This window comes from Parashewanella tropica (assembly GCF_004358445.1).
Classification (GTDB): domain Bacteria; phylum Pseudomonadota; class Gammaproteobacteria; order Enterobacterales; family Shewanellaceae; genus Parashewanella; species Parashewanella tropica.
This window is the reverse complement of record NZ_CP037951.1, coordinates 3369044-3393003: the sequence shown is the minus strand read 5'-3', so window position 1 is coordinate 3393003 and position 23960 is coordinate 3369044. Positions and strand designations below refer to the sequence as shown.

At 42.5% G+C, this 23960-nt stretch carries 21 protein-coding genes and 2 tRNA genes; 21 read left to right on the top strand and 2 right to left on the bottom strand.

Going from position 1 to position 23960, the window contains the following annotated elements; all coding sequences use genetic code 11:
• Positions 1–52: 52 nt before the first annotated feature.
• The 6 genes from E2H97_RS14980 (at position 53) to secF (ending at position 8556) form a co-directional block, all read left to right on the top strand.
• Complete coding sequence (locus E2H97_RS14980; RefSeq protein WP_133407879.1) at positions 53–1189, top strand: efflux RND transporter periplasmic adaptor subunit; 1137 nt, start codon at positions 53–55, stop codon at positions 1187–1189.
• Positions 1189–4275 (top strand): efflux RND transporter permease subunit, encoded by a 3087-nt coding sequence (locus E2H97_RS14975; protein ID WP_133407878.1) that lies wholly within the window; start codon positions 1189–1191, stop codon positions 4273–4275. The genes E2H97_RS14980 and E2H97_RS14975 overlap by 1 nt, the downstream gene beginning before the upstream one ends.
• 250 nt (positions 4276–4525) lie before the next feature.
• Positions 4526–5002, top strand: a complete 477-nt coding sequence (gene greA / locus E2H97_RS14970; protein ID WP_133407877.1) for a transcription elongation factor GreA — start codon at positions 4526–4528, stop codon at positions 5000–5002.
• A gap of 285 nt (positions 5003–5287) precedes the next feature.
• Positions 5288–5740: a hypothetical protein gene (locus E2H97_RS14965; protein WP_170308322.1), complete on the top strand. Its 453-nt coding sequence runs from the start codon at positions 5288–5290 to the stop codon at positions 5738–5740.
• 96 nt (positions 5741–5836) lie between these two features.
• Positions 5837–7648, top strand: coding sequence for a protein translocase subunit SecD (secD, locus tag E2H97_RS14960; protein WP_133407875.1), 1812 nt, complete (start codon positions 5837–5839; stop codon positions 7646–7648).
• A 2-nt stretch (positions 7649–7650) separates the two neighbouring features.
• Entirely contained in the window at positions 7651–8556 is a 906-nt protein-coding gene (secF, locus tag E2H97_RS14955) for a protein translocase subunit SecF (RefSeq protein ID WP_425466795.1), read from the top strand.
• A 72-nt stretch (positions 8557–8628) separates the two neighbouring features.
• Here secF and yhbY read toward each other — a convergent pair whose 3' ends face one another.
• Complete coding sequence (yhbY, locus tag E2H97_RS14950; protein WP_133407874.1) at positions 8629–8928, bottom strand: ribosome assembly RNA-binding protein YhbY; 300 nt, start codon at positions 8926–8928, stop codon at positions 8629–8631.
• A 112-nt stretch (positions 8929–9040) separates the two neighbouring features.
• Between yhbY and rlmE the strand changes: the two genes are divergently transcribed.
• From rlmE to E2H97_RS14930, 4 genes are all read left to right on the top strand, one after another.
• A complete protein-coding gene (rlmE, locus tag E2H97_RS14945) occupies positions 9041–9670 on the top strand; it encodes a 23S rRNA (uridine(2552)-2'-O)-methyltransferase RlmE (RefSeq protein ID WP_133407873.1) in 630 nt (209 codons plus the stop codon).
• Positions 9671–9740: 70 nt separating this feature from the next.
• Complete coding sequence (gene ftsH / locus E2H97_RS14940) at positions 9741–11711, top strand: ATP-dependent zinc metalloprotease FtsH (protein ID WP_133407872.1); 1971 nt, start codon at positions 9741–9743, stop codon at positions 11709–11711.
• Positions 11712–11770: 59 nt separating this feature from the next.
• Positions 11771–12595: a dihydropteroate synthase gene (folP, locus tag E2H97_RS14935; RefSeq protein WP_133407871.1), complete on the top strand. Its 825-nt coding sequence runs from the start codon at positions 11771–11773 to the stop codon at positions 12593–12595.
• 157 nt (positions 12596–12752) lie between these two features.
• A complete protein-coding gene (locus E2H97_RS14930) occupies positions 12753–13205 on the top strand; it encodes a hypothetical protein (RefSeq protein ID WP_148669341.1) in 453 nt (150 codons plus the stop codon).
• Positions 13206–13286: 81 nt separating this feature from the next.
• Here the strand turns inward: E2H97_RS14930 and E2H97_RS14925 are convergent, their stop codons facing one another.
• The gene (locus tag E2H97_RS14925; protein WP_133408665.1) at positions 13287–13805 is read right to left on the bottom strand and encodes a peroxiredoxin family protein; all 519 of its coding nucleotides are present in this window, start codon (positions 13803–13805) and stop codon (positions 13287–13289) included.
• A 215-nt stretch (positions 13806–14020) separates the two neighbouring features.
• Here E2H97_RS14925 and tpiA point away from each other — a divergent pair, with 215 nt between their 5' ends.
• The 11 genes from tpiA to E2H97_RS14870 all read left to right on the top strand — a co-directional run bounded on the left by tpiA (position 14021) and on the right by E2H97_RS14870 (position 23836).
• Positions 14021–14803, top strand: coding sequence for a triose-phosphate isomerase (tpiA, locus tag E2H97_RS14920; RefSeq protein ID WP_133407869.1), 783 nt, complete (start codon positions 14021–14023; stop codon positions 14801–14803).
• Positions 14803–15138, top strand: coding sequence for a preprotein translocase subunit SecG (gene secG / locus E2H97_RS14915; RefSeq protein WP_133407868.1), 336 nt, complete (start codon positions 14803–14805; stop codon positions 15136–15138). Before tpiA ends, secG begins: the two co-directional genes overlap by 1 nt.
• Positions 15139–15148: 10 nt before the next feature.
• Positions 15149–15234: transfer RNA gene (locus E2H97_RS14910), tRNA-Leu, on the top strand.
• Positions 15235–15360: 126 nt separating this feature from the next.
• Positions 15361–15437 (top strand) — tRNA-Met (locus E2H97_RS14905).
• 168 nt (positions 15438–15605) lie between these two features.
• A complete protein-coding gene (gene rimP, locus E2H97_RS14900) occupies positions 15606–16061 on the top strand; it encodes a ribosome maturation factor RimP (RefSeq protein ID WP_133408664.1) in 456 nt (151 codons plus the stop codon).
• A gap of 27 nt (positions 16062–16088) precedes the next feature.
• Positions 16089–17594: a transcription termination factor NusA gene (nusA, locus tag E2H97_RS14895; RefSeq protein ID WP_133407867.1), complete on the top strand. Its 1506-nt coding sequence runs from the start codon at positions 16089–16091 to the stop codon at positions 17592–17594.
• A 26-nt stretch (positions 17595–17620) separates the two neighbouring features.
• Positions 17621–20296 carry a translation initiation factor IF-2 gene (gene infB, locus E2H97_RS14890; protein ID WP_133407866.1) on the top strand — a complete coding sequence of 892 codons (2676 nt, stop codon included), beginning with the start codon at positions 17621–17623 and terminating at the stop codon, positions 20294–20296.
• 230 nt (positions 20297–20526) lie between these two features.
• The gene (gene rbfA / locus E2H97_RS14885) at positions 20527–20925 is read left to right on the top strand and encodes a 30S ribosome-binding factor RbfA (RefSeq protein ID WP_133407865.1); all 399 of its coding nucleotides are present in this window, start codon (positions 20527–20529) and stop codon (positions 20923–20925) included.
• Positions 20925–21869 (top strand): tRNA pseudouridine(55) synthase TruB, encoded by a 945-nt coding sequence (truB, locus tag E2H97_RS14880; RefSeq protein WP_133407864.1) that lies wholly within the window; start codon positions 20925–20927, stop codon positions 21867–21869. Before rbfA ends, truB begins: the two co-directional genes overlap by 1 nt.
• 264 nt (positions 21870–22133) lie before the next feature.
• Positions 22134–22403 (top strand): 30S ribosomal protein S15, encoded by a 270-nt coding sequence (gene rpsO, locus E2H97_RS14875; RefSeq protein WP_133407863.1) that lies wholly within the window; start codon positions 22134–22136, stop codon positions 22401–22403.
• Between the two features lie 623 nt (positions 22404–23026).
• On the top strand, positions 23027–23836 hold the full coding sequence (locus tag E2H97_RS14870; protein ID WP_133407862.1) for an RES domain-containing protein: 810 nt from the start codon (positions 23027–23029) through the stop codon (positions 23834–23836).
• The last annotated feature ends 124 nt before the right edge of the window (positions 23837–23960 follow it).

Sequence of the window (23960 nt, the reverse complement as noted above, 5' to 3'; positions counted from 1 at the left end):
TCGAGTTAATCATTCACAAACTCCCATTCTCACCTTTAGAGGAGTTGAACGTATGGGGAGTCTGTTTCCCAATATTCCTAAAAAATGGTTAGTGATGCTCTTATTACTGGCTTTCACAGTATTTTTGGTATCTCCAATTTATAGTCTTGCTAAAAGTAAAAAAGATAAAACGCCTCAAGCCGTAGCGGTTACTGTTGAGCCTGTAAAGCAAGGTTACTTCTATGATTTGGTGCAAGAAGTCGGAAAGCTTCGAGCAGTGGCTTCTTCTGATTTGAGTTTCACTGCCGCCAATAAAATTATCAAAATTTATTTCAATAGTGGTGACAAAGTCAGAAAAGGTGATTTGATTGCCCAACTGGACAATACAGAAGCAAAAGCAGACTTAGATAAGTCTAAAAGCAGTCTAGCTTTGGCTCAAACCAACCTCGACAGAATTAATGACTTATTGCAGCGTGAACCTTATGCACTTTCTAAACAAAATGTTGATGAAGTCAAAGAAAAATTAGATTTAGCCAAAGCGGACTATCAGCAAAAGTTAGCGGCGATGAAAGACTATCAAATTATCGCCCCTTTTGATGGACAACTCACCAGCTTTACGCAATCTGTGGGGAGTCACATTGCGGCAGATACTGCTTTAGTGACTCTTTATCAACTCAATCCAGTAGAAGTCGACTATGCCATCAGTCAGAATGATTTTGGCAAAGCCAATAAAGGTCAACGAGTCAGTGTGACAGTAGACGCATACAAAGATCGTACTTTCTATGGGCAAGTCAGTTATGTGGCGCCAGCTATTGACCCCAATTCTGGTCGAGTCACTATTCGAGCTCAGTTAGACAACCCTGATTACGCACTTGCTCCTGGAATGTTTGCCAAAATTAAACATTACTTTGGACATCGAGAAACTCAGTTGCTGGTGCCACAAAACTCGGTGCAAGCCAATAATGATGAACGTTATGTGTGGGTGGTGAATAAAAATCGAGTTCAAAAGCGTGATGTGCAATTAGGGAAAAATACCAATAATGGCTATGTGGCGGTGACTCAAGGCTTAAAAGAAAACGAGCTAGTAGTGAAAACCGGAATGCAAAACCTGACGCCAACTTCAACCATTCGTATTTTAGCGCCGAAAGACGATAAAGCTGATAACTCAACATCCGATGCATCTAAATCAGATAATGGAGTATCGCACTGATGCAATTACCTGAAGTTTGTATTCGTCACCCCATTTTTGCCTCAATTCTTAGCATCATGGCGGTACTTTTGGGGATCATTGCTTTTCAAAAATTAGAAATCCAATATTTTCCAGAACATACCAAGCATACCGCTTCAGTAAGTGCATCTGTCCCAGGGGCGAGTGCTGATTTCATGTCGAGTAATGTTGCCGATAAACTCATTGCAGCTGTTGGGGGCCTAGATAAAGTTGAAACCATGACCACCAACTGTAACATCGGCAGTTGCTCTCTTAACATCAAATTCAGCGATGATACGACTGACATCGAATACACCAATTTGATGAATAAGCTACGCTCCAGCATTGAAGCCATTGATGACTTTCCTTCTGCAATGGAGAACAAGCCGACTGTTACCGATGATATTTCTGCGGGGGGCTCAAGCAGTAGTAATATCATTACCTTTGTTAATACTGGGGGGATGACACAACAGCAAATGTACGATTATATCGTGCAGCAATTGATACCTCAGTTTAAACATATTCAAGGTGTCGGTGCAGTTTGGGGGCCTTATGGTGGATCACACCGTGCTGTGCGGGTGTGGCTCAACCCAGAACAAATGAAAGAACTGAAAGTTAGCACCGCAGATATTGTAACGGTTCTTGAAGACTACAATACGAGTTTTACTGCTGGGGCGATTGTCGGTAAAGCCAGAAATTTCTCATTAAACCCTGTTACTCAGGTTCAGTCAGTTGATGATGTTAAGCAGTTGGTGGTTAGGCAAGATGACAATCATCGGATCATACGTATTTCTGATGTCGCTGATGTTGAAATGGGAGAAAGCAGCCTTAATCCATCCGTGCTGTCCATTGACAGCAAGCCTGGGTTAGCGATTCAAGTTAGGCCACTGAGAAATGCAAACCCTGTTCAAGTGTCGGCTTTGATTGTCAAAGAAATCGAGCGGATGCAAAAACGCTTACCGCAAAGCATCAAAATGCAGTTGGTGTATAACCAAGCCGATTTTATCAATGCCTCAATTCACGAAGGCTTTTCGGCATTGATTGAAGCTATCGTATTGGTGTCTATTGTTGTGTTGCTGTTTTTAGGTAGTTTGCGGGCAGCCTCGGTGCCGATTATTACTATTCCCGTTTGTGTTATCGGCGTATTTGCGGTGATGTCTTATCTTGGATTTAGCATTAATGTGCTCACCATTTTAGCAATCATTCTCGCTATCGGGTTGGTAGTGGATGATGCCATTGTGGTGGTGGAAAATTGTTATCGCCATATTGAGCAAGGGGACACGCCTTTTGATGCGGCGCTTAAAGGTTGCAAAGAAATCATTTTCCCCGTGATTTCTATGACGTTAACCTTAGCCGCGGTGTACTTACCGATTGGGTTAATGTCGGGGTTGACGGTAGACTTGTTTAAACAGTTCTCCTTTACTTTAGCCTCAGCCGTGATCATTTCAGGTATGGTTGCACTTACGCTTTCACCCATGATGAGCGCTTATTTAGTTAAACCTGCTTCTGATTACGCAGGCTGGTTTAAAAGGGTTAACGGTTTTTTACAAGAGTTAACTTTTGCCTATGCGAAAGTATTAGAGCGTTGGTTAACTCGTAAAGGGAGACTACTAACTATTGGGACTGTGTTGGTTATTTTAGCTGGGTTAGCCTACTGGCAGCTTCCAAAAATACTGCTGCCTAAAGAAGATACAGGCTTTATTCAGTTGATTTCAAAAGCACCTGTAGGCGTTGGACGCAGTTATCATTTAGAGCATATTGATCAAATCAATGACTTACCTAAAGGTGAAACTGCCGTACGAACTAACTTGTCATTTATCCAAAGCCAATTAACCAATTTTATATTACTTAAACCTTGGGGAGAGCGAAAACAAGACATCAATGATGTGATAAATGACTTGATGGAAAAAGCCAAGAAGTCGGTTTCGGCTTATGGAGTGTCATTCAGTATCTACAATGCGGATAATTTAAATATCAGCCAAAATGTGGTGCTTGAAATCACAGCCTTGCGTCGAGGCAAAGAAGCATTAAGCCAATCTGCAAAAAAAGTCACCGAGCTTTTGAAAAATTACTCAGGATTGGCGAACGTAAATAACTCCTTGGTGAGAGATCAATTAAGGTACGATTTAAGTATTGACCCGAACGCGATTACACTTTCCGGAGTTAGTTATGCTGATGTCACCAATGCGCTTTCCGTATTTTTAGGTTCGGTTAAAGCGGCTGACTTACATGCTAAGGACGATCAAACTTACTCGATTTTGGTACAAGTGAATCAAAAAGATTTGGGTGATTTTAATGTACTTAACAAACTTTATGTGACTTCGGCATCTGGTCAATCATTACCTTTATCTCAGTTTGTCACCATTAAAGAAGCAACGGCTGAATCCAGCATAAAGACATTTGGCGGTATGGATAGTGCTGAAATTACTGCCGATATTGCGCCTGGTTATTCAACCAGTCAGATCAAAGACTATATTGATGAAAATGTTCCTAAACAACTCACATCATCACAAGATTTTGTGTATAACGGCGTCATTAAAGAGTTAATGGACTCGCAGCGAGGAACGGCTTCGTTATTCTTCTTAGCGTTAATATTTATCTATCTAATCCTCGCTGCGCAGTTCGAAAGCTTTGTTGACCCATTGATTATTTTACTTACTGTTCCATTATGCTTAGTAGGAGCTTTGTTGACGCTCTATGTGTTTGGTCAAAGCTTAAATATTTACTCGCAAATTGGATTACTGACTTTAGTCGGCTTGGTAACCAAACACGGGATCTTGTTGGTTGAATTTGCCAATAAGCAACAAGATAAGGGGGTTAAACCCTTTGAAGCGGCGATACTAAGTGCCAAGTCTCGACTTCGCCCGATTTTAATGACATCACTTACGATGATTTTGAGTGCGATTCCATTAGCCTTAGCAACAGGACCAGGATCATTAGGGTTAGCCAATATTGGCTTGGTCTTGGTTGGTGGCTTAATTGCTGGAACCTTCTTCTCATTATTTGTGGTACCTGTGGCTTATGTCGCCATGGCACAACTGAGAGCTGAAGATGCGTTAGCCAGCTTACGAAATCATACTCGAAAATAAGATTAGTCTGGTAAGAAGGCTCCTGCTTGGGGTAAGCTTAGGCTATAATATTAATCATGGTGTGGAGTAAAGTTACTCTGCAATAGTACGAAAGAGCTGGATTGTTACATTTCGCTTAATAATGGGGCAGCTTAGTTGATAAGCATCAGGTAAATACCTATTGTCTCCCGCTTTTTCTAGGATATTAACATTCCCCTGTGCAGACTAAGTTCAGCACGGGCTTCTTTTGCTTTAAGGAGAGAGAATCATTATGAATAAGGTTCCAATGACGGTTGTCGGTGCAGATCAACTTCGCAAGGAATTAGACCATTTGAAGTTTGAACGTCGCCCACAAATTACAGAAGCCATTGCTGAAGCAAGAGAGTTGGGTGATTTAAAAGAAAATGCTGAATATCACGCTGCACGTGAAGAGCAGGGTATTTGTGAAGCGCGTATTCGCGATATTGAAGGTAAGCTATCAAACGCTCAAATCATCGATGTCACCAAGATGGAAAACACCGGAAAAATTATCTTCGGTACAACAGTAACCATCTTAAATATTGATACTGATGAAGAAATGACATATCGCATTGTTGGTGACGATGAAGCGAACATTAAAGAAAACCTGATCTCTGTAAACTCACCGATTGCAAGAGGTTTGATTGGCAAATCAGAAGGCGATGAAGTCGGCATTAACACGCCTGGTGGCTTGACTGACTTCGAAGTTGTAGAAGTACAATACATCTAGGCGAACAGAAGCTTGATGTAAAGTACCCAACCATAAATTTATTCGTTTTTTTGACGCCCATCTCAAGCACTCTTCGACGTTGCTTTTGTTTGTAAGATAATTAATATTACAAACAAAAGCGCCTTGAATGGCACTTGATCTAAACTCCAAAATTATCGAAAAACTTATGGTCTGGTACTTACTAATTTGCAAATCGTAAGCAAAAGCGGTTAATGTAAGATCTTCATTAAGAAGGTATATTTGAATTTGACTCAATCCATTAAATCATACGTTTTGATTTGTCTGATGACACTTGTTGCTGTCATTGGAGGTGTGACATTGAGTCAAATTTCTGATCATGATGTTGGAAATGACACCCCTGCAACCCCTTTAGTTTCACAGCAAATTTCTCAAGTTCAGAATGTTGATTTTAAAGCTCAACATAAGCTTCCAGTTTCGTTGGTCAAAATCCATCAACTTGAGTTAGAACAGTTCCTTCACGATACTAATAACACTCAATTTATCCCTACAAACTCGCTTCGATACCTGAGCTTAGTCCAGTTTAGTCATGATGATATTCATCCTGAATATCAGTTGTTATCCGAAGTGGATTTACCCCCTGCGCCACTTTTAAATAAAGGTTATCAAGCTCTATTTAATCAGCAACTGGATTGGTTGCTCACCTATCAAACTCAACCAACTCGTCTAAATGGTTGGAAAGAGTCCAATCTTATTTATCGTTTTATTCAGCAAGCCTGACTCTATCTCTTTCTATTTTCATTATTTAACTATTATTAATTGAGCGATCTCTCAATTAACGAGTGATCGCCACTATAAATTTGAAAGAGATATAACATGAAAAATGCTCGAACAGGTAAGACGCTGAATTACACCGCGCGCTGGAAGTATATTGTTTTTATTGTATCCGTATTAGTGATGTTACTGAGTTCAATCCCATCGTGGTATGGCGAAGATGGTGCGGTGCAGTTGGGTAAAAAAGCCGTAGATGAAATGTCATTACAGCAAACTCAGCAGATTTTAAAACAGGCAGGGATCACTCCCAAGCGTATCGATGATAATGCCAAAGGTCGTGTTGTGGTTCTTAAAAATCAACAACAGCAGACCGATGTAAAAGATTTATTGGCTAAGCATTTAAAGAATCCTGAAGCGGTAACCTTAGCGTTATCTCCAGCTGCTCCTAAATGGTTATTAGAAGCAGGGTTTTCGCCAATAAAACTAGGACTCGATTTACGAGGCGGGGTACAGTTTTTACTCGATGTTGACGTTGATGTTGTTTATCACGCTCATGGGGTACAGATGATTGATGAGTTACGCCAAGCTTTACGTGAGAAAAATATCCGTGGTGTGAGTTTCCATCAACAGCAAGGTGAGCAAGTCAAAGCATTAAGTACGTCCGATGATGCGTTAAGTGCGATTCGTAAGTTCGTCGCGACGACGGAGCCCACTTGGCAAGTCGCGAGTACTGATGGTGGTGTTCGATTGTTCTTAAAAGACAAAGAAAAGATCAATCTTCGCAATATGACAGTACAACAAAACTTGCAAATCATGCGAAGTCGTATTGAGCAGCTTGGGATCACAGAAGCTTTAGTACAACGCCAAGGCGATCACCGTATTCGTATTGAACTACCTGGGGTACAAGATCCGGCTTCTGCTAAAAAGGTCATTGGTGCAACAGCAAGTTTGGCTTTTTATGGTGTCAAAGAGCAAGGTGATGTGAATGCACAGATGATCCCTGATCAAAACGCTCGTCCTGTTTATGTGGCACGCCGTCCTGTTTTAGGTGGTGATCATATTGTCGATGCACGTGCTGCGGTGAGTAAAATGGGATTAGCCAAAGTTAATATTACCCTTGATAGCGCTGGCGGCACCTTAATGTCGCACTTTTCACGCGATAACATAGGAAAACCAATGGCAACCTCGTTTAGCGAATACAGCCGTGGTGAAAACGGTAAAGCCAAGAAAAATACTCACATCATCAGTATTGCCACCATTCAAAGCCAGTTGGGGTCTCGTTTCGAAATCACGGGTGTGGGTACCATGCAAGAGGCGCAACAGTTAGCCTTGCTATTAAGAGCAGGGTCGATGACAGCGCCTGTAACCATTGTTGAAGAAAGAACCATTGGTCCAAGCCTAGGTGCAGAAAATATCGATAACGGTATCAAAGCGTTGGCACTTGGCTTGAGCGTTACTCTCATATTTATGGCGCTTTGGTATCGACGCCTAGGTTGGGTGGCAAATATCGCGCTTATCTGCAACATGATAATTCTATTTGGCTTAATATCTCTACTTCCTGGTGCCGTATTAACACTACCAGGTATTGCGGGGTTAGTGCTCACTGTTGGTATGGCCGTTGATACTAACGTACTTATTTTTGAGCGAATACGGGATAAGATGAAAGAAGGTCGAAGCTTTGCGGGGGCTATTGATACGGGTTTCGACAGTGCTTTCTCAACCATCTTTGATGCTAACTTCACAACCTTGATCACAGCTGTGGTGCTTTATGCTATTGGTAATGGACCCATTCAAGGGTTTGCATTGACCTTAGGATTAGGTTTGATCACCAGTATGTATACCGGCATTTTTGCCTCAAGAGCCATCATCAATTTGGTGTATGGGCGTGATACCAGTCGCGAAGTGAGGGTTTAAGCATGAGAGAGTTTATTAAAGAAAACGCGACTAAACTCCGCTATATGACGAGTGTGATTTCTGTAGTCGCAATGATAGCCTCAATTACCGTTATTACAATGAATGGGCTTAATTGGGGATTGGATTTCACTGGTGGTGTTGTTTCAGAAGTTCAATTGGACAAGAATGTCACGCCAGCGCAGATGCATCCTGTACTCGATAAAGCCTATCATCAAAAGGTCGAGGTGATTTCTGCCAGTGAGCCGGGACGATGGGTGCTTCGTTACAGTGATACGCCAGTCAATGCTAAAGATCACCCTGATTTAAAACAAGTACTACAGCCTATTAGTCAGAAAGTTGATGTACTCAATACCAGTATCGTGGGACCGCAAGTGGGTGCTGAGCTTGCTAACCAAGGTGGCTTAGCGTTGTTGATATCCGTCTTGTGTATTCTTGGCTATCTCAGTTTTCGCTTCGAGTGGCGCTTAGCCTCAGGAGCCTTATTTGCACTTGCTCATGATGTGGTGTTCGTATTGGCATTTTTTGCTTTTAGTCAGATGGAGTTCAACTTAACAGTATTGGCGGCTATCTTGGCGATTTTGGGTTATTCACTGAATGACTCAATTATCATTGCCGATAGGATCAGGGAGCTTTTAATAGCTAAACCCAAGGGCAATATTACAGAGCTTAATAATCAAGCAGTAGGTGCTACATTCTCAAGAACCATGGTGACATCGGGTACTACCTTGATGACGATTGTTGCACTGTGGATCATGGGTGGAGATGCACTGAGAGGTTTCTCCATCGCCATGTTTATTGGGGTATTAACTGGCACTTGGTCATCGATTTCGGTGGGAACTTCATTGCCGGAGTATCTAGGGTTGAAACCTGAACACTACAAGCCAAAAGTGATTTCCGATCATCCATAGTTGATGATTTGCAGACAAAGAAAAAGCCGCTAAATATTCAGCGGCTTTTTTATTAAATTTCAAAAATAAGCATTAACGCGCTTTCGGAATTGCGATTTTCATTTCTTCCGATTGACGGAAAAGCACTACGATGTGACCAATTTGCTGAAGTTTTACAGCATTCGTTTCACGAACAATGGCATCAATCACAGCCGCTTTCATTTCACGGTCTGTTGATGGCACTTTAACCTTGATCAATTCATGGTGCTCAAGTGCATTGTCGATCTCGGCTAAAACACCTTCCGTTAAACCGTTAGCTCCTAGAAGTACCACAGGTTTTAAATCGTGAGCTAAACCTTTAAGGTGCTGTTTTTGCTTGGTAGTTAAGTTCATATAACCTACTTTTCATTTGGTTGGACAACCAAAGTTACAAAATATCTATTGAAAACCCGTTATTCTACCCTTATATAGCTAACATATAATATCTATTTGTTGTGGTTTATTGATGACAGCGAAAAAAAGAAGCGCCAGTTCTACCAGATGGATGCAAGAACACTTTGATGATCATTATGTCAAAGAGGCACAAAAAAGAGGATTGCGCTCTCGGGCTGCGTTCAAATTGGAAGAACTGCAGAACAAAGATAATTTAATTAAAAAAGGCATGACGGTTGTCGACTTAGGTGCCGCGCCTGGCGGTTGGTCGCAAGTTGCCGTGAAATTAACAGGTGAATCAGGAAAAGTGATTGCTTGTGACATTTTACCAATGGATCCAATTGTTGGTGTCGACTTTCTACAAGGCGATTTTCGTGAAGATGCGGTGTTAGAAGCGCTTCTAAATCGAGTTGGTAGTGATAAAGTCGATGTTGTCTTATCTGACATGGCACCAAACATGAGTGGTGCAGGCGTGGTAGATCAACCTCGTGCAATGTACTTGGTTGAGCTAGCATTAGATATGTGTCATCAAGTTTTAGCTCCAAATGGAAGCTTTGCTGTTAAAGTATTCCAAGGGGAGGGCTTTGATGAATACATGAAAGCCGTAAGGCAAGCATTTAAAGTGGTGAAAACCCGCAAACCAGATTCATCGCGAGCACGTTCTCGTGAAGTCTATATAGTGGCGACTGGGTACAAGTTGTAGTACCCTAATCGTCAGTTTTTAAAATAATACCAACTCGAACTGGTATCAAAGGGCTTTGAGGTCGAATAACTTGAGTGATATGGCTAAAAATTTAATTCTCTGGGTCGTTATTGCCGTGGTGCTGATGACCATATTTCAGGGATATTCTCCGTCTTCTTCATCGAGTCAGAAGATGGATTACACAACGTTTGTGCGAAATGTGGAAAATCGCAACATACCGGAAGTTGAAATTAAAAGTGATCAGAGAACCATTACTGGTCAGACTCGCTCAGGTGAAAAGTTCACCACCATTATGCCTATGTACGATAAAGATCTTATCAATGATCTCATCGCAAAAGGCGTTAAAATCAAAGGTGAACAGGCTGAGCAAACCAGCTTCCTCACTCAAATCTTCATCTCTTGGTTCCCAATGATCCTACTGATTGGTGTTTGGATTTTCTTTATGCGCCAAATGCAAGGTGGCGGCGGTAAAGGCGCCATGTCATTTGGTAAGAGCAAAGCCAAGCTCATGAGTGAAGACCAAATCAACACCACTTTTGCTGATGTTGCGGGCTGTGATGAAGCAAAAGAAGAAGTAACTGAGTTGGTGGATTACCTTAAAGATCCAACCAAATTCCAAAAACTGGGTGGTCGTATTCCTACAGGTGTATTAATGGTGGGACCTCCTGGTACTGGTAAAACGCTTTTGGCAAAAGCCATTGCGGGTGAGTCAAAAGTACCATTCTTTACCATTTCAGGTTCTGATTTTGTTGAAATGTTCGTGGGTGTCGGTGCATCTCGTGTTCGTGACATGTTCGAGCAAGCGAAAAAATCAGCCCCTTGTATTATCTTTATCGACGAAATCGATGCTGTAGGTCGTCAACGTGGTGCAGGTCTTGGTGGTGGTCACGATGAGCGTGAGCAAACCTTGAACCAAATGTTGGTTGAAATGGATGGCTTTGAAGGTAACGAAGGTATTATTGTTATCGCTGCAACCAACCGTCCTGACGTATTAGACCAAGCATTATTGCGTCCTGGTCGTTTTGACCGTCAAGTGGTTGTAGGCCTACCTGACGTTAAAGGTCGTGAACAAATTCTTAAAGTTCACATGCGTAAAGTACCGCTTGCTGACAACATCAAAGCCAGCATTATTGCGCGTGGTACACCTGGTTTCTCTGGTGCCGATCTTGCCAACCTTGTCAACGAAGCCGCACTATTTGCCGCTCGTTCGAACAAACGCACCGTTGGTATGGATGAGTTTGAGAAGGCTAAAGACAAGATCATGATGGGCGCAGAACGCCGCTCTATGGTGATGTCTGAAGAAGAAAAAGAAATGACAGCATACCACGAAGCAGGTCACGCGATTGTTGGTTGTTTAGTGCCAGATCATGATCCTGTTCATAAGGTAACTATCATTCCTCGTGGTCGTGCACTGGGTGTGACCTTCTTCTTGCCTGAAGCGGATGCGATTAGCCAAAGCCGTCAAAAGCTTGAGAGCCAAATCTCAGTGGCTTACGGTGGTCGTTTAGCGGAAGAAATGATTTACGGTGCAGAAAAAGTATCGACGGGTGCGTCACAAGACATCAAATACGCGACTCAAATTGCGCGTAACATGGTGACGCAATGGGGCTTCTCTGAAAAGCTTGGTCCGCTATTGTACGCGGAAGAAGAAGGTGAAGTATTCCTAGGTCGCAGCATGGCGAAGTCAAGCCATATGTCTGATGAAACTCAAGCCATCATTGATTCTGAAGTAAAAGTGATTATTGATGGTAACTACGATCGTGCAGAAGAATTGCTGAAGGAAAATGAAGATATTCTTCATGCAATGAAAGATGCATTGATGAAGTACGAAACCATTGGTGCAGAGCAAATTGATGATTTGATGAATCGTCGTGAAGTTCGCCCTCCAGAAGATTGGCAAGAAGACAGTGCTGATACTGATAAAGGCGACGATTCAGGCTCAAAAGTAGAAGCAGAAACTAAAGAAGAAAAAGTGGATGTGGATGCTGAGAGTAAGGAAGACCCTAAAGTAGATGACGCTGAAGGGAATCCTGCTAAGTAAGCTAAATAAAATAGAAAAAGCCCCTAATTAGGGGCTTTTTGCTGTCTGTGGAAGCAATTATGACTTATGTATTAAAAAGCAAAAATAAAACACTCGAGTTATCCAAGCCAATCATTATGGGTATTCTCAATGCCACGCCCGATTCTTTTTCTGATGGAGGTCAATTCAATACCTATGAAACGGCATGTCAGCATGCTGATGAAATGATTGAGCAAGGTGCCAAGATTATTGATATCGGTGGTGAGTCGACTCGTCCGGGGGCGCCTGATGTTTCATTAGAAAAGGAACTAGCTCGCGTGATCCCAGTAATAAAACATGTGAGTCATAAGGATGTGTGGATATCAATCGATACCAGTAAACCTGAAGTAATGAAGCAAGCTGTTGAGGCTGGTGCACATCTGATTAATGACGTTCGTGCGTTGCAAGAACCAGGCGCATTGGAAATGGCGGCTAGCCTTGATGTCCCAGTATGCTTGATGCACATGCAAGGTACCCCAAGAACCATGCAAACAGCGCCAAAGTATCAAGATGTGATTGAAGATATTGCTGCGTTTTTTGAGGAAAGGATAAAAGCTTGTATTGATGCAGGCATCAAGCGCGAGCACATCATACTCGACCCAGGATTTGGATTCGGTAAAACACTGGAACACAACCTAGCGATCCTCAAGTATCAAAAAGAATTCCACCGTTTTGACTCACCTGTTTTGATTGGTTTATCACGAAAAAGTATGTTTAAGCATTTACTTGATAGGGATGTCGATGAGCGACTAGCAGGCAGTTTAGCGGGAGCTTTGATTTCAGCGCAACAAGGCGCTCATATTATTCGAGTGCATGATGTAGCTGAAACGGCTGATGTATTGGCTGTAGTTGAAGCTTGCCAATAGTAATTCTCTCCATCAATTATTCTTCCGCACAGCTAGTCTCTAGTCGAGACTAGCTGTGCGGTCATACTATATTTCCTTTTAGTATTATCTTGCAAAAACTCGCTTGATTAAACTTTCCACTTAGCCCTTAAATTGCAAATGTATGTTTGAGGTGATTATGTGCAGTTTTAAAGTTAAAACATTGATTTTGGGATCATGTTTGCTGGTTGTAACTCAAGCGTTGGCCACTGAAAAAAAATCAATCTCTGAGTTTCTACCTACAAATATGAATGGCTGGTTAGTTGATTTACACGATTGTAAAACAAACACAAAGTATCAAGAGGTGGATGATCCAAGTACCGTAGATCAACTTGGTTTTTACCGAAGTGAGGGGTTTGCGATTCTCTCTGATAATCAAGAGGAAGAGACGGAATACTTATCGACAAATCGTACCCAATATTGGTATGAAGACAATATGGAGTTACATCGCTCTATTGATGCGCTAATGCTGAGGTTTGACCGTACTTCGAGAGTATATACGACTAAGCAAGTATTCAGAGATGGCGCTTGGCAAAAGCAGTATCAAGCTATTTTTGAATGTAAAAAAGGGGCTGTGTCAGATATAAACTAAAGGGACGTGAGTTTACTTAAGACAAGGTTCCCTAAACCTCAGAAAGAAGCAAGGGAACCTTTTCTGAAATTGGTTGTGTGACTATTTAGCTTTTTCAATACCCAGTTTTTTCAAGGTATTCGCAATATCTTGTGCCGCAGTTGCAGGCTTTACCTTTTCATTGATGTATAAAATTTTTCCATCTTTGCCAATCACAAATGTCACACGGCTAGCTACGCCCATCCAATTGAGTACATCATAAGCCTTAGCTGCTTTTTTAGTTGGATCGCTAAGCATAGGAAAATCGGCTTTTTGTTCTTCGGCAAATTTTTTGTTATCCAATAATTCATCAACGCTGGCCATCATATAGCTGACGTTGTACTCACGGATCAAATGTCCATCTTCTGTTAATGATTTACACTCGATGGTACAACCATAAGTGTTGGCTTTTGGGTACCAAGCTAAAGCAACAGCTTGTTTGCCTTTGTAATCACTTAATTGATAAAACTTTCCATTGGTGGCTTGAAGAATAAAATTGGGTGCCATATCACCAACTTTTAAGTCAGTGGCTTGGCTAGAAAAACTCATTAATGCAAGAGATAAAGCTGGCAAAAATGCCATGATGGTTGAACGAAGTTTAAGCATGATAGTTCCTATTCAGATCCAATCACTAAGGTAACTTATTACGGGTTAAAGACAAATAAAGTTTAATGGCTTAATTTAAATAAAGTTTAAAAACTATGCAATCCCACTGCTCTAGATAAAAAATCCATAAGCGGGTATTGTAAGTTATTCATGTGTTCGTTATTATTCAGCCCGCTTTAAAGGAGACGATAATGGCACTGAGACGTCCTATGATCGCCGGAAACTGGAAGATGAATGGTAGCGCTGAGCTAGCAAAGGAACTCTTCAAAAAGTTTACCGCGAAGCTAGAAAATGATTCAGCAGAAGTGGTTTTATGTCCACCAAGCATTTACATTGAAAGCGTAAGGCAGCAACTTGAAGCTAACAAAGCGCAGTTAAATGGTGCTTTGGTTAGAATGGGAGCTCAAAACGTCAGTCAGCATGACTTTGGTGCGTACACGGGTGAAGTGTCGGCTAAAATGTTGAATGATGCCGGCTGTCAGTATGTAATTGTTGGTCACTCTGAACGTCGTCGTATGTATGGTGAAACCAGTGCGATTGTTGCAGATAAGTTTGCAGCCGCTCAAAAAGCTGGATTGACTCCAATCTTGTGTGTTGGCGAATCAGGCCCTGCACGTGAAGCAAGACGTACCTTTGAAGTGATTGCAGAAGAGCTAGACGTAGTGATCGAGAAAAACGGCACATTAGCTTTCGATAATGCAATCATTGCCTACGAGCCATTATGGGCAGTAGGAACTGGCAAAAGTGCAACGCCAGAGCAGGCGCAAGAAGTTCACGCGTTCATTCGCAGTCGCCTGTCAGAAGTTTCACCGTTTATTGGTGAAAAGATAAGAATTTTATACGGTGGTAGTGTTACCCCAAGTAACGCCGCAGATTTATTTTCCCAGCCTGATGTCGACGGTGGGTTGATTGGCGGGGCAAGTTTGAACTCTACCGAATTTTTGAGCCTTTGTAGCATAGCGATGAGTTCATAATGTACGAAGTATTATTAGTTGTTTATTTATTAGTAGCCATTGCCTTAATTGGATTGATTTTAATCCAACAAGGTAAAGGTGCCGATATGGGTGCATCTTTTGGCGCTGGCGCATCAGGAACCTTATTTGGTTCAAGTGGCGCGGGTAATGCCTTAACTCGCGCAACCGCGATTTTAGCGATTGGTTTCTTTGCTTTAAGTTTGACGATTGGTCGTATGAGTGCCAACCACACTAAGCAAGACGAATCTTGGAATAATCTTTCTGCTCCAGCAGCGACTCAAGTTCCAGCTGAGCCAGTGAAGAAAGACGATAAGTCGGACAAGATCCCAGACTAATAACAAATTTGCCGAAGTGGTGGAATTGGTAGACACGCCATCTTGAGGGGGTGGTGTCCTATGGACGTGCGGGTTCAAGTCCCGCCTTCGGCACCAATTTTCATTTGAAGTTAAAATAAACATAATTTAATTTTGAATGATAAATAACTGAATTGAATTACGAACAAATTCAACTTAGTTATTGCAAGTAAAGTTGAGAATCACTATACTTGCCGCAGTTGACGCGGGGTGGAGCAGCTTGGTAGCTCGTCGGGCTCATAACCCGAAGGTCGTCGGTTCAAATCCGGCCCCCGCAACCAGCTCCCTATTTTGGATGACGTAAGCATTCATAATAGTGTCACAGGTTCATTGTATTAGACCTCGTATCTTACGGGGTTTTTTGTTATATGGACTCTGCAAAATACTTTACTCAGAGTAAAGGTGCAATGGGGCTGTTCAGCCCTTTTTTTGTTTTTCTGGGGGTCGTTTTGGCGAGATTAGAATCCAAACTGGCAGACATGCTCACTGCTCCGGTTGAAGCGTTGGGATATCGCTTGTGGGGCATCGATTATGTTCAGGCAGGTAAACATTCCACCGTTCGTGTTTATATCGACAGTGACAACGGTGTATCAATTGATGACTGCGTGGAAGCCAGCCGTCAGATCAGTGCTGTAATGGATGTAGAAGATCCCATTAGCAACGAATATACCTTAGAGGTATCTTCACCTGGGGTAGACAGACCACTGTTTAGTGCAGAGCAATACGCTGCATACCTTGGTGAAGAAGTAAAATTATTACTGAACATGCCAGTTAATGGCAGTCGTAAATTGAAAGGCGCCGTAACAAAAGTAGAAGGACAAATGCTTTCGCTTGATGTTGATGGCAATGACACGCTAATTGCTTTGGATAATATCCGTAAAGGCAATTTAATAGCGAAGTTTTGATGGTTTCAAGGTGAACGAGGCAAGACGATGAATAAAGAGATTCTACTTGTTGCGGAGGCGGTTTCGAATGAGAAAGCGGTTCCTCGTGAGAAGATTTTTGAAGCGCTAGAGTTTGCACTAGCAACAGCAACCAAGAAAAAATACGAAGGTGATATCGACGTTCGTGTTGCGATTGATCGCAAAACAGGTGAATACGATACTTTCCGTCGTTGGATGGTCGTTCAACCTGAAGAAGGTGAATTACTGGAAAACCCATTCCGTGAAATTACCTTGGAAGCGGCACAATTTGATGATGCTGAACTTCAAGTAGGTGACTACGTTGAAGAGCAAATTGACTCGATTAAATTCGACCGCATTACCACCCAAACCGCAAAACAGGTCATTGTACAAAAAGTACGTGAAGCTGAGCGTGCACAAGTGGTTGAGCAGTTCGCCGATAAAGAAGGCGAGTTAATCACTGGCTTGGTTAAAAAGAGCAACCGTGACACAGTAGTGATTGATTTAGGCAACAACGCTGACGGCGTATTGTTTAAAGATGACATCATTGGTCGTGAAACGTTCCGCCCAGGTGATCGCGTTCGTTCGTTGCTTTACTCGGTTCGCCCAGAAGCTCGTGGCGCGCAGTTATTCTTGACTCGTACTAAGCCTGACATGCTGATTGAGCTATTCCGTGTCGAAGTACCAGAAATTCAAGACGAAATGATTGAGATTGTGAGCGCGGCTCGTGATCCAGGTTCTCGCGCTAAAATCGCAGTTAAGTCGAACGACAAGCGTATCGACCCAATCGGTGCTTGCGTAGGTATGCGTGGTGCACGTGTGTCGGCCGTAACTGATGAACTAAACGGTGAGCGTATCGACGTAGTGTTATGGGATGATAACCCAGCACAATACGTAATCAATGCCATGGCGCCAGCGGATGTTGCTTCAATCGTTGTTGATGAAGACAACCACTCAATGGACATTGCCGTTGAAGAAAGCAGCTTAGCTCAAGCGATTGGCCGTAATGGACAAAACGTACGTTTAGCGACTCAACTTACTGGTTGGGAATTAAACGTAATGACAGTAGCTGACATGACAGAGAAGCATCAAGCAGAAAGCGCTAAAATCGTTGATCTGTTTGTAAGCTCTTTGGATATTGACGAAGACTTTGCTCAGTTACTAGCAGAAGAAGGCTTTACTTCATTGGAAGAAGTCGCCTACGTTCCAGTTTCAGAATTACTTGAAATTGATGGATTAGACGAAGATATCGTCGAGGCACTGCGTGAGCGCGCTAAATCAGCGATTGCCACTCTAGCACTAGCCTCAGAAGAAGCCTTAGATGGTGCCGAGCCAAGTGAAGACTTGTTAGCACTAGAAGGATTAGAAAGACACCTAGCCTTTGTTCTAGCAAGTAAAGGCGTAGTGACGTTAGAAGATTTAGCCGAACAAGGCGTAGATGATTTGATCGAAATTGAAGAATTAACAGAAGAACGAGCTGGTGAGCTGATCATGGCTGCCCGTAACATCTGTTGGTTTGGCGATGAAGAAGCATAAGTCGATCAACAGGGGGAGTATAACTGATGGCAGAAACTACAGTAGAAAAACTAGCCGCAGAAGTGCGTAGTGATAAAAATGTTGATCGTCTGATCGAACAATTCGCACAGGCTGGTATGAAAAAATCGAAAAAAGACAAAGTAACTGAAGACGAAAAAGCTCAGTTACTGGAGCATTTGAAAAAGCAACATGGTGGTGATGAAAAACCACAGACTATGACGCTACAACGTAAGCAAAAATCAACGCTAAGCGTATCTGGCAGCACGGGTAAGTCAAAAGACGTCCAAGTTGAAGTTCGCAAAAAGCGTACTTTCGTTAAACGTGATCCTGCTGAATTAGCAAAACAAGCGGAAGAAGAAGCCAAAGCAAAAGCGGAAGCAGAAGCACAAGCTAAGGCAGAAGCTGAAGCCAAGGCGAAAGCTGACGCAGAAGCCAAAGCGAAAGCAGATGAAGCCGCTAAGGCAAAAGCTGAAGCTGATGCCAAAGCGAAAGCTGAGAAAGAAGCAAAAGCTAAAGCGGCAGCAGAAGCAAAAGCCGCTGAGGAACCTAAGATCGATCCTAAAGAAGCTGAAGAAGCTAGAAAAGAAGAAGAGCGTCTACAAGCCGCACAAGAAGAAGCGGCTCGTAAAAAGCAACTTGAAGAAGAAGCTCAAGCTGCTGAAAAAGCGCGTAAGCTTGCTGAAGAAAATGCTAAGCGTTGGGAAGAAGAAGAGCGCAAGCGTAAAGAAGCTGAAAGCAAATCAGATCACCATATTACGACTTCTCAAGTAGCCCGTGCTGCTGAAGATAAGTCTGATATGGAAGAAGAACGTCGTGGTCGTCGTCGCAACAAGAAAGCGAAAGGCGGTAACAAGCGTGATAACCGTAACGACAGACGTAATAATAAGCGCGGAGCAGCGGCAGCACCAGAATCTATGGCACATGGCTTCAACAAGCCTGCAGCAGCGGTAACGCGTGACGTTAAGATTGGTGAAACCATTTCTGTAGCAGAGCTTGCACAGAAGATGGCGATTAAAGCGACTGAAATCATCAAACAAATGATGAAGATGGGCTCAATGGTTACCATCAACCAAGTACTTGACCAAGAAACTGCACAGCTAGTAGCAGAGGAAATGGGTCACAAAGTAATTCTTACTCGTGAAAACGAGCTAGAACATCAAGTACTTGCTGATCGTGGTGAAGAGCAAGCAGTTGAGCCTCGTGCGCCAGTTGTTACCATCATGGGTCACGTTGACCACGGTAAAACGTCTCTACTTGACTACATTCGTCGTGCGAAAGTAGCGTCAGGTGAAGCGGGCGGTATTACTCAGCACATCGGTGCATACCACGTTGAAACTGACAACGGTATGATCACTTTCCTAGATACTCCAGGTCACGCCGCGTTTACCTCTATGCGTGCTCGTGGTGCGAAAGCAACCGATATCGTAGTACTTGTTGTTGCGGCTGATGACGGTGTAATGCCACAAACCATCGAAGCAATTCAACACGCGAAAGCAGCCGATGTACCGCTGATCATAGCTGTGAACAAGATTGATAAGCCTGAAGCTGATCCAGATCGCGTTAAGAACGAGCTATCTCAACACGGCGTAGTGCCAGAAGATTGGGGTGGTGAGCACATGTTCGTACATGTATCGGCTAAAGCTGGTACAGGTATTGATGAGCTACTTGAAGGCATCCTACTTCAATCAGAGGTTCTTGAGCTAACAGCAGTACGTGAAGGTATGGCTGCAGGTGTGGTTATTGAATCTAAGCTTGATAAAGGTCGTGGTCCAGTAGCAACTGTTCTAGTACAAGAAGGTACCTTGAAGCAAGGTGATATCGTTCTATGTGGTCTTGAGTACGGTAAGATCCGTGCGATGAAAGATGAGAACGGTAAAGCAATCACTGAAGCGGGTCCATCTATCCCAGTAGAGATTTTAGGTCTTTCTGGCGTACCTCAAGCAGGTGACGAAGCGACAGTTGTTAAAGATGAGCGTAAAGCACGTGAAGTAGCACTTTACCGTCAAGGTAAGTTCCGTGACGTTAAGCTAGCTCGTCAGCAAAAAGCCAAGCTTGAAAACATGTTTGCTAACATGGCTGAAGGTGAAGTTTCTGAACTTAACATCATCCTAAAAGCAGACGTACAAGGCTCTCTAGAAGCGATTGCAGACTCGCTAACTAAGCTATCTACTGATGAAGTGAAAGTGAACATCATCGGTCGTGGTGTAGGTGCTCTTACTGAGACTGATGCAACTCTAGCCGCAGCGTCTAACGCGATTATGGTTGGCTTTAACGTTCGTGCTGATGCACAGGCGCGTAAGACTATCGAAGCCGAAAGCGTTGACCTACGTTACTACAGTGTTATTTATAACTTGATTGATGAAGTGAAAGCAGCGATGAGCGGTATGCTTGCGCCTGAGTTCAAACAAGAAATCATCGGTCTTGCTGAAGTACGTGATGTGTTTAAGTCACCTAAACTTGGTGCAATTGCAGGTTGTATGGTTACTGAAGGCATCGTGAAGCGTAGCGCTCCAATCCGTGTACTTCGTGAAAACGTAGTAATTTACGAAGGTGAACTTGAGTCACTACGTCGCTTTAAAGACGACGTACAAGAAGTTCGTAACGGCATGGAATGTGGTATCGGCGTTAAGAACTACAACGACGTTAAAGTGGGCGACCAAATCGAAGTATTCGAAACCGTCGAAGTGAAAAGAACACTTTAATATCAAATAAGAAAGGGCGGCATTAGCCGCCCTTTTAGTTTATAACTCAGATGTGTGAACTATTGCTCTGAAGAACAAGAGCAATAGTGCGAACGCCAACAGAAGCGTACATCCATGTACTCACGACCGTTACATCCTGTAACGGACGGTTGTCTTATCGCACTATTACTCCCATTGTAGTCCTTGATAATTTTAGCGATTCACACATTAAGTTTTAGTTGGAAATAATCATGGCTAAAGAATTCAGTCGTACTCGCCGTATCGGACAACAGCTCCAACAAGAATTGGCGATGGTACTGCAACGTGAGATCAAAGATCCACGTGTCGGTTTTGTCACCGTAAATGACGTAGAAGTATCGAGAGATTTAAGCTTCGCACGTGTGTTTGTGACTTTCTTTGATGAAGACCAAGAGCAAATTAAGCAAAAGCTGGAAGCGCTACAAGGTGCTGCGCCTTACGTTCGTACCTTAATTGCAGGTCGTATGAAGCTGCGTGTCATGCCTGAGCTTAAATTCGAATACGATAGCTCATTGGTTGAAGGTATGCGTATGTCGAACTTAGTCACCGAAGTCGTGACGAAAGATAAGAAAAGAGCGGCAGAAGCGGATAGACCTGAGGACGAGCAGTAATGGCTCGTCGTTCAAAAGGTCGTGCAGTTAATGGCATTGTATTACTTGATAAAGCCACGGGTATGAGCTCGAATCATGCCCTACAACGGGTAAAACGCTTGTTCAATGCCCAAAAAGCAGGGCACACTGGTGCGCTTGATCCATTAGCGACTGGCATGTTGCCTGTTTGCCTAGGTGAAGCGACTAAGTTCTCTCAGCACTTATTAGATTCCGATAAGCGTTATTTGGTCACCGCTAAACTAGGTGTTCGAACTGATACCAGTGATTCAGACGGTGAAGTTGTACAGACTCGTCCTGTCGATTTTACTGAGCAGCAATTGATGGATGCGCTAGATACCTTCCGTGGTGATATCGAGCAAGTACCTTCGATGTTCTCTGCGCTTAAGTATCAAGGTCAGCCGTTATACAAATATGCGCGTGAAGGTAAAACCGTCCCGCGTGAAGCGCGGAAAATTACTGTGTACGATCTTAAGTTTATCTCCCTTGAAGGCGATGAACTGACCTTGGACATTCATTGCTCTAAAGGCACTTACATTCGTACCATCACCGATGATTTAGGTGAGCTTTTAGGTTGTGGCGCCCATGTGATCATGCTGCGTCGAACTCATGTAGCGGATTACCCTTATGAGCGTATTGTTACGATAGAAGAAATCCAAGCCATTGCAGATAAAGCGGAAGAAGAGGGCACAGATAAATTCGAAGCTCTAGATAAGCTGCTGTTACCAATGGACACTGCCGTTGCACGCTATCCAGAGGTCAACGTGCCACTGGCGATGCTTGAATATGTGATGCGTGGTCAAGCGGTACAAGTCGCTGGCTTAAAGCCCGATCAACTGTTCCGAATTAATATTGGTGAAGACGAAAACAAGTTCTTTGTCGGTATTGGTGAAATGGGCAAAGATGGCAAGTTGCAACCAAAACGTTTGGTAGTTTTACAACCTTAATATGACGCCCTTAGTATTTGTTTGGTGGTGAGTAATCGGATAACACTGATGGAGCAATAGTACAGTAAGACAACCGTCCGTTACAGGATGTAACGGTCGTGAGTACATGGACGTACGTTTCTGTTGTCGTGTGTACTATTGCTCCTTGAATTCCATCGAATTTAAACATTGCGGAACAAACAAAATACCTGTAAAATCCGCAACCCTTGGACTGGATTAGTGATCGGTTCAAGTTTATTAATTTATTATTTTTGGAGAAGTTTCATGTCACTAAGTGCAGAAGCAAAAGCAAAAATCGTAGCTGAATTCGGCCGCGGTGAAAACGACACTGGTTCTACTGAAGTTCAAGTAGCACTACTTACTGCTCAAATCAACCACCTACAAGGTCACTTCAAGCAGCACATCCACGATCACCACTCTCGTCGTGGTCTACTACGTATGGTTGCTACTCGTCGCAAGCTAACTGCTTACCTGAAGAAGACTGACGCTGAGCGTTACAACGCACTAATCAAGAAACTAGGTCTACGTCGTTAATTTCGACTTAAAGATTATAATCTTGATAAGAAAGAGGCTTTTAAAGCCTCTTTTTTATGCCTGTAATTTAGTGATTTTCTAGGAAAATTTGGTTAAGTCTTGATATTGCATATCAAATTGCTGAAATGCACTTTCTGATACTGCGTATCAGGCAGCTAAAGTCGTGGGTTTACCACCCACACCCGTGTCATAGGGGATTCTCCAGCAAATCCCCTCTAACAACTCCCCGTGCCGCCCTGACGAAGCTAAACGTTTCGGTGATTATTGAATAAATGACTAACAGCTCTGATGGTACATCCTGTACCCCAGAGCTTGGCTCGACATCCATGTCTCGCCCACGTCATTTTATATCCAATAATCTCCTCAACAGCTTCGAAAGGGAGCCATCGTAGCCTGCAAGAGTATTTGAAATAGCTATAACTTATTTATATCTCAAAGTTTCTTAGAATATTAACTTCAACCAGTGATTTTAGGTCGTGTTTCGCTAATATCACTTTCTTGAATTCAATATTTACGGTAGCATAATTTTTTATTAAAAACATAATGTTGCTATCACCACTAACCTTGAGTAATGACTGGGTATATGAGAGTTCGCAGTATTAAAATGTTTGCATTCAAATCATATGAATCAACAAGTATTAAGCCTAAATTACATTGATCAAATTTCTTCCAATATTTTGGAAAGTTCAGATCCAACGTATGTCGAAAATAGCCTTCGTCATGTGTTGGATTTCTATGATCTTGTTAATTATGAATTATCTTATGACCGTACTTATTGGCGGGCAAGAAAATGCGACCATGAAAGTGGTTTCAAGAATATTTCTGAATTAGGCTGTCCACCTAAACACCTAGTAAGTGCAGGAAGGTTAAATGAGCCAAACTCACCGATGCTTTATGTTTCACCAAACCAATTCTCTGTTCTGGAAGAAATTGGTGCTGAAGTAAATGACTACATACACATGATCGCATATCGACAAAATCAAGAACAAAAACTTCGATGTGGTATTGTTGGTGAAATAACACAAGTACAACGTTGGGGAACGGGGTTAATATCAGATGCTACAAGTGAGCAAATTAATCGAGTTTTAAATGAAATGACGCATGAAGTTGCTAAAAGTTTTGTGTTTGCAGATGCTTTTTTATCCAGCATTCTTAAAGACCCAAATGCAAAAAACAGTAATTATTTACATTCAAGAGTCCTTTCAAAAATTCTTTTGGAAAAAAATGAATTTATTGATGCTATTGTATACCCAAGCGTTGCTTTGGAAAGTGCAAGAAATTTCGCAATAAAACCTGATGTAGCAAACAAGAAATTAAGCATTGCATCGAACTTTGTTTTAAGAATAAATAAAAAGTACAAATATGGTATGTATGATTTTGAAGTGATAAAGATGGCTTCGGGTCAATATGGGAATGGCGCAATCGCATGGTAGAATGTTAACAAGGTATTCAATCGGAAAATGTAGTTGCCCCACTTTAGTGGATACGTACTTTATTATTAGGAATTAGGTTGTTTTCTGACAAGAAATTGTCCATTAATAAGTTGGAATTGTCTGT